Origin of the sequence: Pseudomonas fluorescens NCIMB 11764 (assembly GCF_000293885.2) — a bacterium.
Classification (GTDB): Bacteria; Pseudomonadota; Gammaproteobacteria; order Pseudomonadales; family Pseudomonadaceae; genus Aquipseudomonas; species Aquipseudomonas fluorescens_B.
The window spans coordinates 5,845,113-5,858,221 of sequence record NZ_CP010945.1 but is presented as its reverse complement, the minus strand read 5'-3'; the positions used below and the strand labels follow the sequence as shown (position 1 = coordinate 5,858,221).

13 protein-coding genes are annotated in these 13,109 nt (G+C 59.9%); 5 read left to right on the top strand and 8 right to left on the bottom strand.

Annotated features, from left to right (window positions below; genetic code table 11):
• Positions 1-21 precede the first annotated feature (21 nt).
• Positions 22-1,368, bottom strand: coding sequence for an MFS transporter (locus B723_RS26760; RefSeq protein WP_017339892.1), 1,347 nt, complete (start codon positions 1,366-1,368; stop codon positions 22-24).
• A gap of 280 nt (positions 1,369-1,648) precedes the next feature.
• Here B723_RS26760 and B723_RS26755 point away from each other — a divergent pair, with 280 nt between their 5' ends.
• Together B723_RS26755 and B723_RS33375 are read left to right on the top strand one after the other, a co-directional pair.
• Positions 1,649-2,365: a FadR/GntR family transcriptional regulator gene (locus tag B723_RS26755; RefSeq protein WP_031319049.1), complete on the top strand. Its 717-nt coding sequence runs from the start codon at positions 1,649-1,651 to the stop codon at positions 2,363-2,365.
• An 89-nt stretch (positions 2,366-2,454) separates the two neighbouring features.
• Positions 2,455-2,616: a hypothetical protein gene (locus B723_RS33375; RefSeq protein ID WP_017339890.1), complete on the top strand. Its 162-nt coding sequence runs from the start codon at positions 2,455-2,457 to the stop codon at positions 2,614-2,616.
• 165 nt (positions 2,617-2,781) lie between these two features.
• Here the strand turns inward: B723_RS33375 and B723_RS26750 are convergent, their stop codons facing one another.
• Complete coding sequence (locus B723_RS26750) at positions 2,782-3,687, bottom strand: DMT family transporter (RefSeq protein ID WP_017339889.1); 906 nt, start codon at positions 3,685-3,687, stop codon at positions 2,782-2,784.
• 96 nt (positions 3,688-3,783) lie between these two features.
• Between B723_RS26750 and B723_RS26745 the strand changes: the two genes are divergently transcribed.
• Positions 3,784-4,647 carry a LysR substrate-binding domain-containing protein gene (locus tag B723_RS26745; protein ID WP_017339888.1) on the top strand — a complete coding sequence of 288 codons (864 nt, stop codon included), beginning with the start codon at positions 3,784-3,786 and terminating at the stop codon, positions 4,645-4,647.
• Positions 4,648-4,822: 175 nt separating this feature from the next.
• Here B723_RS26745 and yegQ read toward each other — a convergent pair whose 3' ends face one another.
• Positions 4,823-6,148, bottom strand: a complete 1,326-nt coding sequence (gene yegQ / locus B723_RS26740) for a tRNA 5-hydroxyuridine modification protein YegQ (protein ID WP_017339887.1) — start codon at positions 6,146-6,148, stop codon at positions 4,823-4,825.
• Between the two features lie 163 nt (positions 6,149-6,311).
• Between yegQ and B723_RS26735 the strand changes: the two genes are divergently transcribed.
• Entirely contained in the window at positions 6,312-7,373 is a 1,062-nt protein-coding gene (locus B723_RS26735) for an AI-2E family transporter (protein WP_017339886.1), read from the top strand.
• Here B723_RS26735 and B723_RS26730 read toward each other — a convergent pair.
• The 3 genes from B723_RS26730 to B723_RS26720 form a co-directional block, all read right to left on the bottom strand.
• On the bottom strand, positions 7,370-7,552 hold the full coding sequence (locus tag B723_RS26730) for a hypothetical protein (protein WP_017339885.1): 183 nt from the start codon (positions 7,550-7,552) through the stop codon (positions 7,370-7,372). The genes B723_RS26735 and B723_RS26730 overlap by 4 nt on opposite strands.
• Positions 7,553-7,664: 112 nt before the next feature.
• Positions 7,665-7,859: a hypothetical protein gene (locus B723_RS26725; RefSeq protein ID WP_017339884.1), complete on the bottom strand. Its 195-nt coding sequence runs from the start codon at positions 7,857-7,859 to the stop codon at positions 7,665-7,667.
• A 445-nt stretch (positions 7,860-8,304) separates the two neighbouring features.
• Positions 8,305-8,673 carry a hypothetical protein gene (locus B723_RS26720; RefSeq protein WP_031319047.1) on the bottom strand — a complete coding sequence of 123 codons (369 nt, stop codon included), beginning with the start codon at positions 8,671-8,673 and terminating at the stop codon, positions 8,305-8,307.
• 246 nt (positions 8,674-8,919) lie between these two features.
• On the opposite strand from B723_RS26720, the gene B723_RS26715 reads away from it, so the two are divergent.
• Positions 8,920-9,738 carry a shikimate 5-dehydrogenase gene (locus B723_RS26715; protein WP_017339882.1) on the top strand — a complete coding sequence of 273 codons (819 nt, stop codon included), beginning with the start codon at positions 8,920-8,922 and terminating at the stop codon, positions 9,736-9,738.
• An 89-nt stretch (positions 9,739-9,827) separates the two neighbouring features.
• On the opposite strand, the gene B723_RS26710 is transcribed toward B723_RS26715, so the two are convergent.
• Together B723_RS26710 and B723_RS26705 are read right to left on the bottom strand one after the other, a co-directional pair.
• Positions 9,828-12,521 carry a DEAD/DEAH box helicase gene (locus B723_RS26710; RefSeq protein WP_017339881.1) on the bottom strand — a complete coding sequence of 898 codons (2,694 nt, stop codon included), beginning with the start codon at positions 12,519-12,521 and terminating at the stop codon, positions 9,828-9,830.
• Positions 12,522-12,532: 11 nt separating this feature from the next.
• A complete protein-coding gene (locus B723_RS26705) occupies positions 12,533-13,099 on the bottom strand; it encodes a CsiV family protein (protein WP_017339880.1) in 567 nt (188 codons plus the stop codon).
• Positions 13,100-13,109: the final 10 nt, after the last annotated feature.

The following is a 13,109-nucleotide window of genomic DNA, read 5'->3' as shown; positions in this document are numbered from 1 at the left end:
CTTGTCCTTAAAAAGCAATGTTCAGGCGCGGTGGGGGGCGGTTTCGTCCAAGGCAACGGCAGGTACGGTTTTCGGTGTGTTCCGTGCGGAGAAGACGATGATCGCGGCAATGATCGAGGTGGCGGCCAGGCCATACAGCCCGCCCTGAATCGAGCCGGTGTGTTCTTCCAGCAGGCCGAACGTAGTCGGTGCAACGAAGCCGCCGAGGTTGCCCACCGAATTGATCAGCGCGATGACGCCTGCGGCGATCCGTGCATCGAGGTACGCCTGGGGAATCGGCCAGAACAGTGACGAAGCGGATTTGAAGCCCAGTGCTGCGAAGCAGATCGCCACGAAGGCAAAGACCGGCCCGCCGGTGGTGGACATGAACATGCCGGCCGCCGCGATCAGCAGGGCAGCGGCCACCCAGGCTTGCTGGTGTTTCCATTTCGCGGACAGCGACGCGAAGGCGTACATGCCGACGATCGACAGCAGCCACGGGATCGAGTTGAACAGCCCGACCTGAATGTCGCTGAGGTCGCCCATCTTCTTGATGATGCTTGGCAGCCAGAAGGTCGCGGCGTAGATGGTCAGCTGAATGAAGAAATAGATCAGGCAGAACAGGATGATCTGGCGATCCTTGAGCAACTTGCCCAGCGACGGTTTGATCGGCGTCGCGGCTTCTCGGGCCAGTTGTTCGTCGTCGATGGCCTTGACCAGTGCGTCCTGTTCTTCGCGGCTGAGCCATTTGGCGTCGTGGGGTTTGGAGTCGAGCCAGAACCAGACGAACACGCACAGCCCGACCGAGAACATGCCTTCAATGAAATACATCCATTGCCAGCCGTGCATCCCGAACCCGCTGATCTGCAGGAGCAACCCGGACAACGGGCCGGAGATCAGCGAAGCGATCGCCGAGCCGCTAAGGAAAATCGCAATGGCCTTGCCGCGTTCCACCCCCGGCAACCAGCGCGTGAAGTAATAAATCACTCCCGGGAAGAACCCGGCTTCAGCCACACCCAGCAGGAATCGCAGGATATAGAAGTGGGTTTCGTTCTGGATGAAGGCCATGCATGCGGCCACCAGGCCCCAGGTCAGCATGATGCGGGTCAGCCAGATTCGCGCGCCGACTTTTTGCAGGAGGATGTTGGAGGGGACTTCGAACAGCGCGTAACCGATGAAGAACAGACCGGCACCGAGGCCGTAGGCGGCAGCGCCGATGCCCAGGTCGTGTTCCATGTGGGCGCGGACGAAGCCGATGTTCACGCGGTCGATGTAGTTGACGATGAACATGATGACGAACAGCGGCAGAACGTGGCGTTTCACTTTCGAGATGGCGGATTTCAGGACCGAATCGGCGCCGTCGTGCATCCCGGAGATGGATGTATTCACTTGGTTTTCTCCCACTGATTATTTTTATGCGGGGTGTTGCGGGTGCTGCGTTGTTGCTAGACATCATACAACTGCGTTTTTTTATTCTGCAAGCTGTAATGTCCAATAAAATGGCTGTTATCTCGAAATTTTTGTGGTGGTGGCTGGTTGTGAGTCGGTCTTTTTGAGCTGGATTTGCTGCCGTTGTTGAGTGTTGTCATACAAGTAGGGCGGTATTTTTTGGGGCTTTCACTTGATCGCGGTGCTACGATTCCGTCAGCTCTGCTCTCGGATGACCGCCATGCAAGAAGACCTCGACGCGCCTGCCCGCAAGCGCACACACAACCTGGCCCACGACCTGGTCGCGAAACTGACCCAGAGCATTCTGCTGGGCCAGATGTTGCCGGGGGACAAACTTCCCTCGGAGAACACGATCGTTCTGGAGCACGGCGTCAGTCGCACGGTGGTACGCGAGGCGATCTCGAAATTGCAGGCGTCCGGCCTGGTGGAAACCCGGCACGGCATCGGCACGTTCGTGATCGAGCGTGCGCCGGAGCAGGGGCTGCGACTGAATGTCGATACGGCGCTGGGGGTGCGCAGCATTCTGGAGTTGCGCATGGGCCTCGAAACCCAGGCCGCCGCGTTGGCGGCCATGCGTCGCACGGATCAGCAACTGGCGCAAATGCGCGAAGCGCTGGATGACTATCAAAGCCTGCTCGCCAACAACGACAGCTGCGTCGAAGCCGACAAGCGTTTTCACCTGCTGATCGCGGAAGCCACCGGCAACGTCTGCTTCACCGAAATCATGCAGCACCTGGGCAGCGCCATGATTCCCCGGACCCGGGTCAATGCCGCCGAGCGTGGCGCGGCGGATTTGAGCAAGCTCGGGCACCTTGCCAACCTTGAGCACGAGGCGATTCTCAACGCCATCAAACGCCAGGACGCGGACGCGGCGCGGGCGGCCATGTGGCTGCACCTGACCAACAGTCGGGACCGGTTTTTGGCGGATCGCGACTAGCCGTCTGTCTATTCGATAGCACGCCGTTCGCGCGCTTGCTTCCAACGAATACGGCCCAGATTTGCTGGACCTCACCAATGAGGTGCGCCATGGCTAACCCAATGGATCACGATGCTCCACCTGGCATGGACCCTGCGCGGGACCCGGCCGCCGCAGAGCCTGACCGACCTGAAGACTGGATGGACCCCGCCGCGGAGGAGGACGTGCCTCCGCCGGATGAACCCACGCCGCTGTCCGATGACAGGCGCTGAACAGAACCCGGCCAGTGTGCCGGGTTTTTTGTGCCTGGCCGGTTGGCCATGTCATCGTTCATCGCGAGCAGGCTCGCTCCCACAGGGGATCTTCAGTGTTGGTGAGGTCAATGTGGGAGCGAGCCTGCTCGCGATGACGCCAGACGCATCACCACAAATCCCCAATCAAACCTCCGCCGCCCGAATCACTACCCACCGCCGCTCCAGATTCAACGCCAACACACTCACCAACACCACGATGCCCCCCACGACAATCATCAACGTCGGCCGCTCGCCCAGCGCAAACGAGGCCATCGCCATCGCCGTCGGCGGCACCAGATACAAGGTCATCGTCGCCCGGCTCAAATCAACGTGAGCCAACACAAACGCCCAGGCCAGGTACGCGAGCGCACTTGGAAACACCCCCAGCGCCATCACCGCCAGTTGTACATGCATCGGTGCGTTGACCACTTGCGCCGCCAACCCCGGCAGGTACACCAGCAACAACGCCGTTCCCGACCACACCGTGTAGCAAACCAGCGTCAGTCCGTCGTAGCGCCCGGAGTGGTGTTTCTGCAACGCGAAGTAAAAGCTCCAGGACACCGCCGCCAGCAGGATCAACAAGCCGTGGGCGTCGATGCTGCCCACCCCGCGATCCCCGGCGACCACGATCACTACGCCGACCAGCCCCAGAAAAACACAACCCCAACGCCAGGCGCTCACGTGGTCCTTGAACACGAAGCGCGCCAGCAGCGTGCTGAACAGTGGCGTTGTTTGCGCCAGCACGCTGGACGCGCCGGCGCTGACACCTTGCTGGCCGAAATTGATCGCCACGTGATGCAGGCTCACGGCAAAAAAACCGAGGCCGAACAGCAGCGGCAAATCACGCAGGTTGGGCAGGCTGATGCCGTTGACCAGCGCGACCAGCGCCATGAACACAGACGCCACCAGGAACCGCAGCAGCGCCAGATGCCCTGGGTCATAGGCTTGCAGGCCGATGTGAATGCCGGTCGGGGAATAACCCCAGCAGGCCACGACAAACGCCATGGCCAGAATGATTTTGAAGGGCGAAGGATGAGTTTGCGTTTGCATGGTCGAGCACCTGTGGACAGATGCATCGAGTATCAGAACTCCAACCATTCGCCACAACTGACTTATACTGCGCAAACTGTTCACTTTGGGTGATGTATGGAGCTCGCGCAGATTCGCATGTTCAAGACCGTTGCCGACGTCGGCAGCATCGCCCGTGCGGCCGAGTTGCTGCATTGCGTGCCGTCGAACATCACGGCACGGATCAAGGCGCTGGAGGCGGAATTGGGCGTCGCGCTGTTTCTACGGGAAGGCCGGGGATTGCGCATCAGCCCGTCGGGACAGACGTTTCTGGCCTATGCCTCGAAGATTCTCGCGCTCACGGCGGAGGCCAAACGCGCGGTCGATCCCGCGGCCGAGCCCTCTGGCCCGCTGCGCATCGGCGCCATCGAATCCTCGGCCACCGGGCGCTTGCCGCGCTTGCTCGCCAAGTTCCACAAGCGCTACCCGGCGGTGGCGCTGGAACTGACCACCGGCACCTGGGGCCAATTGCTCGATGACACTGTCAGCCACCGGCTCGACGGCGCGATCGTCGCGGTGGATGTCGAGCGTGCGCACCTCAAACGCACGCCGATGTACCGCGAGGAGCTGCTGCTGATCGCCTCGACGTCCCTGGGGCCGGTGCGTGACATTGCCGATTTGCAGGACAAAACCGTGTTCATGTGGCCGCAGGGCTGCCCATACCGCGCGGCGCTGGAGCATTGGTTGTTGCGTCAGGGGCAGGCGCTGCCGATTGTCAGCCTGGCCAGTTATGGCGCGATTGTCGGTTGCGTCAGCGCAGGGGCGGGTGTCGCGCTGGTGCCTAAAGGTGTGTTCGATCAGAACGCCAAGGGCGCCGGATGTGCGGGGTACGAATTCCCTGAGCTGACGGCCATCGACAACCTGTTTTACTGGCACGAAAACGCCGGGGTGCACCCGGCGAGAGAGGCATTTGTGGCGATGTTGCGGGAGGAGTTCGCGTAGACGACATTGTGAAACAGGGGACTTTGTGGCGAGGGCGCTTGCTCCCGCTGGGTGCGAAGTACCCCCAAACCAGAACATGGATTTCTTCAGGTTGAACACTGATCACCCTTGACGAACGCTTCGCGCTCGAGCGGGAGCAAGCGCCCTCGCCACAGGTTTTATCAGGACTACCGGGCTACTTCATACCTACATCCCGCATCAACAACCCGAACCGCAAATCCACCGCATCCGGAATTGGCAGGTACACCGTGTGCCCGTCCCCCGGCGCCACGTCGATGGCCTCGCCTTTGACGTTCTGCAACTGATGCAGATCGAAGTGGAAGTTGCCCTTGGGCGTCATCAGTTCCATGTGGTCGCCCAGGCCAAACCGGTTCTTCACCTTGACCTCCGCCAAGCGGTCACGCCGCTCGCCGGTCAGCTCACCGACAAACTGCTGCCGTTCCGACACCGAGCTGCCATGCTGATAGTTCTGGTATTCGTCATGCACATGGCGACGCAGAAAACCTTCGGTGTAACCGCGCTGGGCGAGGGATTCCAGATCGGTCATCAGGCCGCGGTCAAACTCACGACCGGCCACCGCATCGTCGATTGCCCGGCGATACACCTGAGTGGTCCGCGCGCAATAGAAATGGGATTTGGTCCGGCCTTCGATTTTCAATGAGTGCACGCCCATCTGCGTCAGACGCTCGACATGCTGCACGGCGCGCAGGTCCTTGGCATTCATGATGTAGGTGCCGTGTTCGTCCTCGAACGCCGGCATCAGTTCGTCCGGACGATTGGCTTCCTGCAACAGGAACACCTGATCGGTGGGTGCGCCAATCCCCAGCGTCGGTTCGGGCTGGAACGTCTGCACGATTTCGCCGAGCTGGTTTTCCGTGGCTTCTTGCGCGGTGTACTTCCAGCGACAGGCGTTGGTGCAACTGCCCTGATTGGCATCGCGTTTGTTCATGTAGCCCGACAGCAGGCAGCGTCCGGAATAGGCCATGCACAGTGCGCCGTGAACGAACACTTCGAGTTCCATGGCGGGCACTTGCTGGCGGATTTCGGCGATTTCTTCCAGAGACAGCTCACGCGACAGGATGATCCGGCTCAAGCCTTGTTGCTGCCAGAACTCGACGCTCGCCCAGTTCACCGTGTTGGCCTGCACTGACAGGTGAATCGGCATCTGCGGGAAGTGCCGGCGCACCAGCATGATCAGGCCGGGGTCGGACATGATCAGCGCGTCCGGTGCCATGGCGATCACCGGTTGGAGGTCCTTGAGAAAGGTTTTGAGCTTGGCGTTGTGCGGGGCGATGTTCACCACCACGTAGAAACGCTTGCCCTGGGCCTGGGCTTCGCGAATGCCGAGCGCGAGGTTGGCGTGATCGAATTCGTTGTTGCGCACCCGCAGGCTGTAGCGCGGCTGGCCGGCGTACACCGCATCGGCACCATAGGCGAAGGCGTATCGCATGTTTTTCAGGGTGCCGGCGGGGGCGAGCAGTTCAGGCGTGGCGAGGGTCATGGGCGGGTCGATCGCAAAAGACCGCGAGGGTAATCGGCTTGCCCACAGGTTTCATTGATCTGGATCTATGCTTGATGAACAAGCGGATGGCACTCGCGCGAACCGTGGCGGACTAAGCATCAGGACGCGACATTGCGTCCCTGCGGACTGACATGGATCGGACATGAACGAAGAGACGGTAAAAAACAAATCACTGGTGATTCTGCTTGGGCTGGTGACGGCGGCGTTTATCTGGATTCTGCTGCCGTTCTACGGCGCGGTGTTCTGGGCGGTGATCCTCGGCATCCTCTTCGCACCGCTGCAGCGTCGCCTGCAACTGAAGTTTGGCTGGCAACGCAACGTGACGTCGCTGCTCACCCTGAGCATCTGCCTGATCATCGCTATTCTGCCGGTGATCATCCTCAGTATCCTGCTGGTGCAAGAGGGGGCCACGCTGTACAAAAGCATCGAAAGCGGCGAGCTGGACATCGCAGGGTACGTGACGCATTTCAAACACAGCCTGCCGCCGTACTTTCAGCACTTGCTCGATCGGGCCGGGGTCGGTGAGCTGGACGGGCTGCGGGAAAAAATCATCAAGAGTGCGGTGACGGGCAACGAGTTTGTCGCCACGCAGGTGTTCAGTTTCGGGCAGGGTACGTTTGATTTCGTGGTGGGTTTTTTCATCATGCTCTACTTGCTGTTCTTCTTTTTGCGCGACGGCGCAGAGCTTGCACGCAAGGTTCGCGCTGCCGTGCCGCTGGAGGAACACCAGAAACGCCGCTTGCAGCTCAAGTTCAACCGCGTGGTGCGCGCCACGGTGAAAGGCAACCTGCTGGTGGCCATTACGCAGGGCGCCTTGGGCGGTTTGATTTTCTGGTTTCTCGACATCCCGAGCGCTTTGCTCTGGGCGGTGTTGATGGCGTTTCTATCGCTGTTGCCAGCGGTGGGCGCGGGGATTGTCTGGGCGCCGGTGGCGGCGTTTTTCCTGTTCTCCGGAGCGATCTGGCAGGGCGTGGTGCTGGGGCTGTTCGGCGTGTTCGTGATCGGCCTGGTGGACAATGTGCTGCGACCGATCCTGGTGGGCAAGGACACCAAGATGCCGGACTATCTGATTCTCATCTCGACCTTGGGCGGCCTGGCGATTTTCGGGCTCAACGGCTTTGTCATCGGGCCCCTGATCGCGGCACTGTTCATGTCGAGCTGGGCGATTTTCATCGAAACCAAACCGCGGGTACAGCTGCCTTAGGCGCTGAGTCGACCGGTGTCGAGGCTCTGCGACAGGGCCTTGGCGGCGTTAAGCGAGGTGAGCGGACCGCTGATCGCTTCGCCGTCCTGCACCAGATACCAACAGGCGAGCAATCCCAGCTCTCTGAGCGGGGCGGGAACGGCGCTGCCGATAACGGACATGATCTGAACCTGGGACATAAGTACCTCCATCAATCTATGGAGCTACCTTACGGATCTTGCGCTTGAACGAGAAATCAACGCTTTCGATAGTCGTCATTGACGTTAGCGGTCCCAAACGACCGTCTGTCCGTCAGTCGACCACCAAATCCAGCATGTGGACCACTTCGTGCTCGTTAAGCAGGCCTTTGCGCACCAGGTTTTCGGTCAGCAGCGATAAGAACTTGGCGCTGCGATGGCCTTCCAGGTGCTTGAGTTCGGTCAGGGTGTTGTACACCTTGCTGGAAGTGCACAAGCTGATATCGCGGTGCGGATTTTGCGTGGGCATGAGGTCGTCCTTGTTGTTATCAACCTGTTGTTGACGGACAGATCCAAGCTTGCGGACCTGACATGACATAAACATGACCGGTTCCCCTGCGCGGGGAAAGGGCGCTCAAGAGTCAATCTTGCCCGCTTGAACCGGCGGGACTGTCCCGATAGCGACCTTGGCGAGATTTTTTCAGACCTTCGCCGACGAACGGGCATAAAAAAGCCCCGCTATAAAAGCAATGCTGTTCACTTAAGCGCGCTCTTGAATCGTGCATACCTTTGTGGCGAGCGAGCTTGCTCGCGCTGGGCTGCGTAGCGGCCCCAAAAATCTGACAACTATTGCCGAGTTTTGTGAGTGCTACGCACTCAAGCGGGAGCAAGCTCCCTCGCCACAAGTTTCCTTTGATTCAAGACACTCTTAAGTGAACGACATTGCGCTATAAAAGCGGGGCCTTGTGCGCCTGTTACCAGCGGCCGTAACCATGGGGATGGCCGTAATAACCGCGTGGCGGGCCGTAATAGCCACGGGGCGGACCGTAGTAGACCGGTGGCGGGGCGTAATAGACCGGTTGTTGCACGTAGACCGGCGCCGGCTGGTAGTAAACCGGTGGCGGTTGCTGCACGTACACCGGTTGCGGCTGGTAGTAAACCGGTTGCTGCTGGACATAAACGGGCCGGTTGCTGTTGATGATGGCCGAACCGACGATGGCCGAGCCAACGATCGCGCCAAATACCGCTGGACCTTGCCAACCGTGACCGCCGCCAGCCTCTGCCTGCCCTGCGATAGCAAGAGCACCGATCAGCAAGGCCACTGTGGGAATTTTACGGATCATGATCATTCCTCGGTTCTTCAACCCGGCGCTTGCGTCTGCAATAGACCCAAGGATTGTCGCGGGGATACTTCTAAGACAGCGTTTTTTTGAAAATCAGCACAGCCGTTGGGTAAATTTTGTGTAAGGTCTGTACCGGCTTCCTTACCCACGTGCGCTGCCACGAGCAGGCACGCCGATATGATCGATCAGATCTCGATGGAATGGCTAATCCCGTCCATCTGAAAGTGCTACCGAAGGAGATTCTTCATGCAGATGAACCCCAACAAAGACACTCAGCTGTGCATGTCCCTGTCGGGGCGCCCGGGGAACTTTGGCCTGCGATTTCACAATCACTTGTATGAACAGCTGGGTCTGAATTTCTACTACAAGGCCTTTCGCAGCCAGGACCTGACCGGTGCCGTCGCGGGTATTCGCGCCCTGGGCATTCGCGGTTGTGGCGTATCGATGCCGTTCAAGGAAGCGTGTATTGCGCTGGTCGATGAGCTGGACACGTCCGCCGCCGCCATCCAGTCGATCAACACCATCGTCAACACCGATGGCCACCTCAAGGCTTACAACACCGATTACATCGCCATCGCTCAATTGCTGGACACCCATCAGGTGCCCAAGGAATCGACCTTTGCCCTGCGCGGCAGCGGCGGCATGGCCAAGGCGGTGGCCAGTGCCTTGCGCGATGGCGGTTACAAGAACGGCCTGATCGTCGCCCGTAACGAACGCACCGGGCGTGCCCTGGCTGAGTCACTGGGTTATGAGTGGCAAGCCGAGTTGGGCACCCGACGCCCGCAGATGCTGATCAACGTGACGCCGATCGGTATGACGGGCGGGCCTGAGGCCGATCAACTGGCCTTTGACGGGGAGGTCATTGCGGCTGCGCAGACTGTCTTCGACGTGGTGGCGATCCCCTCGGAAACGCCGCTGATCGTGCGCGGTCGCGCCGAAGGCAAGCGAGTGATTACCGGGCTGGAAGTGATCGCGATCCAGGCGCTGGAGCAGTTTGTGCTTTATACCGGGGTGCGCCCGACGGAGGAGCAGTTCCAGAAGGCGGTGGAGTTTGCCCGAAGCTGATCATTCCGGCTGTGTCGGCCCCTTCCTCGGAACACCGGCTTGGTCCGGGCGGCGTTCCGAGGAAGGCGATCCACCAGGCGCCGCCCATCTCAGCGTTTCTCCAGCTTTTCCGGCAACGGCGCAAACAAGGCCTCAATATCATCGCTCTGCAACTTCCAGTCCCCGGTCTTGCGCCCATCCAGCACGCCTGCCGCCAGGTCGGATTTTTCTTTCTGCAGGTGCTGAATCTTCTCTTCCACCGTGCCTCGGGCAATCATCTTGTAGACGAATACCGGTTTCTCCTGGCCAATGCGGTACGCACGGTCAGTCGCCTGGTTTTCCGTCGCCGGGTTCCACCACGGGTCGTAGTGAATCACCGTGTCCGCTTCGGTCAGGTTCAGGCCAACACCACCTGCCTTCAAGCTGATCAGAAAGATCTGACGCTTGCCGCTCTGGAATTCTTTCACCGGAGAACGTCGGTCACGGGTCTGCCCGGTCAACAACGCATATTCAACACCGCGTTTTTTCAACTCGATCTCGATTAACGCGAGCATCGAAGTGAACTGCGAAAACAGCAGAATCCGTCGACCTTCCTCGAACAATTCTTCCAGCATTTCCATGAGGCTATCGAGTTTGCCCGAGGTACTTCCGCGAGCCGGCAGCGCAGCGTCGTTGACCAGGCGCAAATCGCAGCACACCTGACGCAGCTTCAGCAGCGCCTCAAGAATGATGATCTGGCTGCGCGCCACGCCCTTGCGGGTGATTTCGTCGCGGACTTTCTTGTCCATGGCCAGGCGCATGGTTTCGTAGACATCGCGTTGCGCTTCGTTGAGTTCGACCCAGTGGACGATCTCGGTCTTCGGCGGCAACTCCGTCGCCACTTGCTCTTTGGTCCTGCGCAACAGAAACGGTTTGATCCGGCCATTGAGGTGCTGAAGCCTGACCTCGCTGGCGCGCTTTTCAATCGGCACGCGGTAATCGCGGTTGAAGCTTTTCACATCGCCAAGCCAGCCGGGCAGCAAGAAATGAAACAGCGACCACAGTTCACCCAGGTGGTTTTCCAGCGGCGTGCCACTCAGGCACAGGCGCTGGCGCGCATTCAGTTCGCGCGCAGCCTGGGCGGCCTTGCTGTTGGGGTTCTTGATGTACTGTGCTTCGTCCAGCACCAGGACGTGCAACGGCTGCGCGGCCAGGCGTTCGACGTCTTTGGGCAGCAGTGCATAGGTGGTCAGGATCAGGTCGTAATCGGCCAGCGTGTCGAAATGCTTCTTGCGACTGGCGCCGTACAGCGCCAGCACTTTGAGTTGCGGCGTGAAGTGTGCGGCTTCGTCGAGCCAGTTCGGGATCAGGCTGGTGGGCATCACCACCATGCAGGGTCGATCGAGGCGTCCAGCGTTTTTCTCGCTGAGAACGTGCGCCAGGGTCTGCAGGGTTTTACCCAGTCCCATGTCGTCCGCGAGAATCCCGCCGACTTCCAGTTGCCGCAGCGATTGCATCCAGCTCAAGCCTTCCAGCTGATACGGGCGCAATGTTGCGTTCAAGCCTTCCGGTGCAGTCGCGGTGTAATCCTTGATGTCCCGCAGGCGCTGGGCAAACGTGCGGATCTGCTCGCCACCTTCCCAGAGCAGCGGCAAGTCTTCCAAAGGATTCAGGCGCGTGGCGTCGGCCTTGCTCAAGCGCAGCGTGGTCTCGCCGGGTTCTTGCAGGTAGAACTCGCCGAGGGTCGCCAGTACCGGTTTCAAGCGGCCAAAGGGCAGGGCGACTTGCAGCGGCCCGTGTTCGGAATTCGGGCGATTGGGGATGTTCACCAAAATCAACTCGTCATCGCGACGTCGGGCGAGACGTTCCGGGTTGAGGATTTCGGTGTGGGAGCGCATCAGGTTCAGCAGGATGGGCAGCAAGCTCAGGCGCTCGCCATTGACGATGATCCCCAGCTCAAGATCGAACCAGTCACGCTCCGGTGCCTGTTCGACGGTGGCGTACCAGTCGTCCACGGCGGTCAGGTCGAAACCGAAATCCTCGTCGATCTGCAACTCCCAGCCTTGAGTGCGCAGCTTCGGCAGCTCATTGAGGGTGAAGGTCAGCCAGGCGCTGTCGTTGACCATCTCGTAGAGTTCGCCGGCGCTTTCCGGCAGGGCTTTGCTTTGACGGGTGGCGACCTTGAAGCCGAGGATTCGCAGTTGTTCCCTGTAGGTCTGTTCGACTTCCGGGTGGCGTTTTATCCGCAGCGTCTGCGTTTCCTGGCGAATCAGGACATCGGCGTTTTTCTGTCCGCTGACGTATTCATCCAGGTAATTGAAGGACAGCGCTGCACGATGCTGAATGTAGCGCTGCATCTTGCCGTTGCGCGGTTCGAAGGCGCTGAACTCGATGCTCGCCAGCCACAGGCGTGGCACCGGTTGCACGTTGTCCACCAGCACTTGCGGCGGCGCTTTCGGGCTGCGGTTTTCCAGTACGGCCTGAAGTTTTTCCAGCAGTTCGGCGTCTTGCGCGGCGGCGGGGTAGGCGAGGGTTTCCTGCACCTTCAGCAGCACCGCGGCGCAATGTTTGCAGTTGCTGCGAACCGGGCACGTGCAAGTGGCGTCGACCATCAGCAAGGTGGCTTTAGCCGACTCGCGCAGGCGAATGGTCTGACGATAAACGTTGCCGCCAGAGCCTTCGCAGGCGGCGGTAATGGTTGCGTCTCCGACCTCGACGATCCTGACACGATTCTCCAGCGCGTAGCGTCGGCCACGTTCCAGGCTCTGTTCCTTGAATCGGCTGACCCAGGAAGGCGCCAGAGGTTTACTCAGGGTCGGGGGCATAAGGACTTCAATCAGTCCGGAATTTCATCGGGGACTGGCCGAGGTGCGGGGGCTGTCAGTGAGGTGATCTTGATCAGCATTCCAAGATGACCGGCGTCGAGGAAATTCAGTTGTCCGTTTTTGGTATGGCTTTCTGTTTTCAGGCGTTCACTGGCAGTGACCAGGCCATTGGCGTCGATCTGGTTGACCCAGAAGTCGGCGTCAACATCAGTGAAGCGTCCCAGTTTCAGGTTCAGCGTGCCCTCGATCGGGTACTGGCCGAACTGTTCCTTGCCATCGCTGATTGCAATTTTGCGGGCTTCTTCGCCGAGGTTCTGCTGCCAGGCCTTGTGCAGCAACACGGTGTATTCTTTGCTGGCGGTGAGTTTTCCCACTTCGCTATTCAGGCTTGGCGTGCGCAGGCTGTCCTTGCTGACGGGTTGGGCACCGGCAGCCCAGTCTTCCGGCGCGGCTTTGCTGACAATGGCAGGCACAGCGTTCTGCCGGACCAGAATCATTTCAATCTGATACAGGTCATCGGCAAACGCTGTGGGGGCGGCCAGGGTCATCAGCAAAGTCAGTGAGCGAAACAGGCGCATGCGGCGTCCT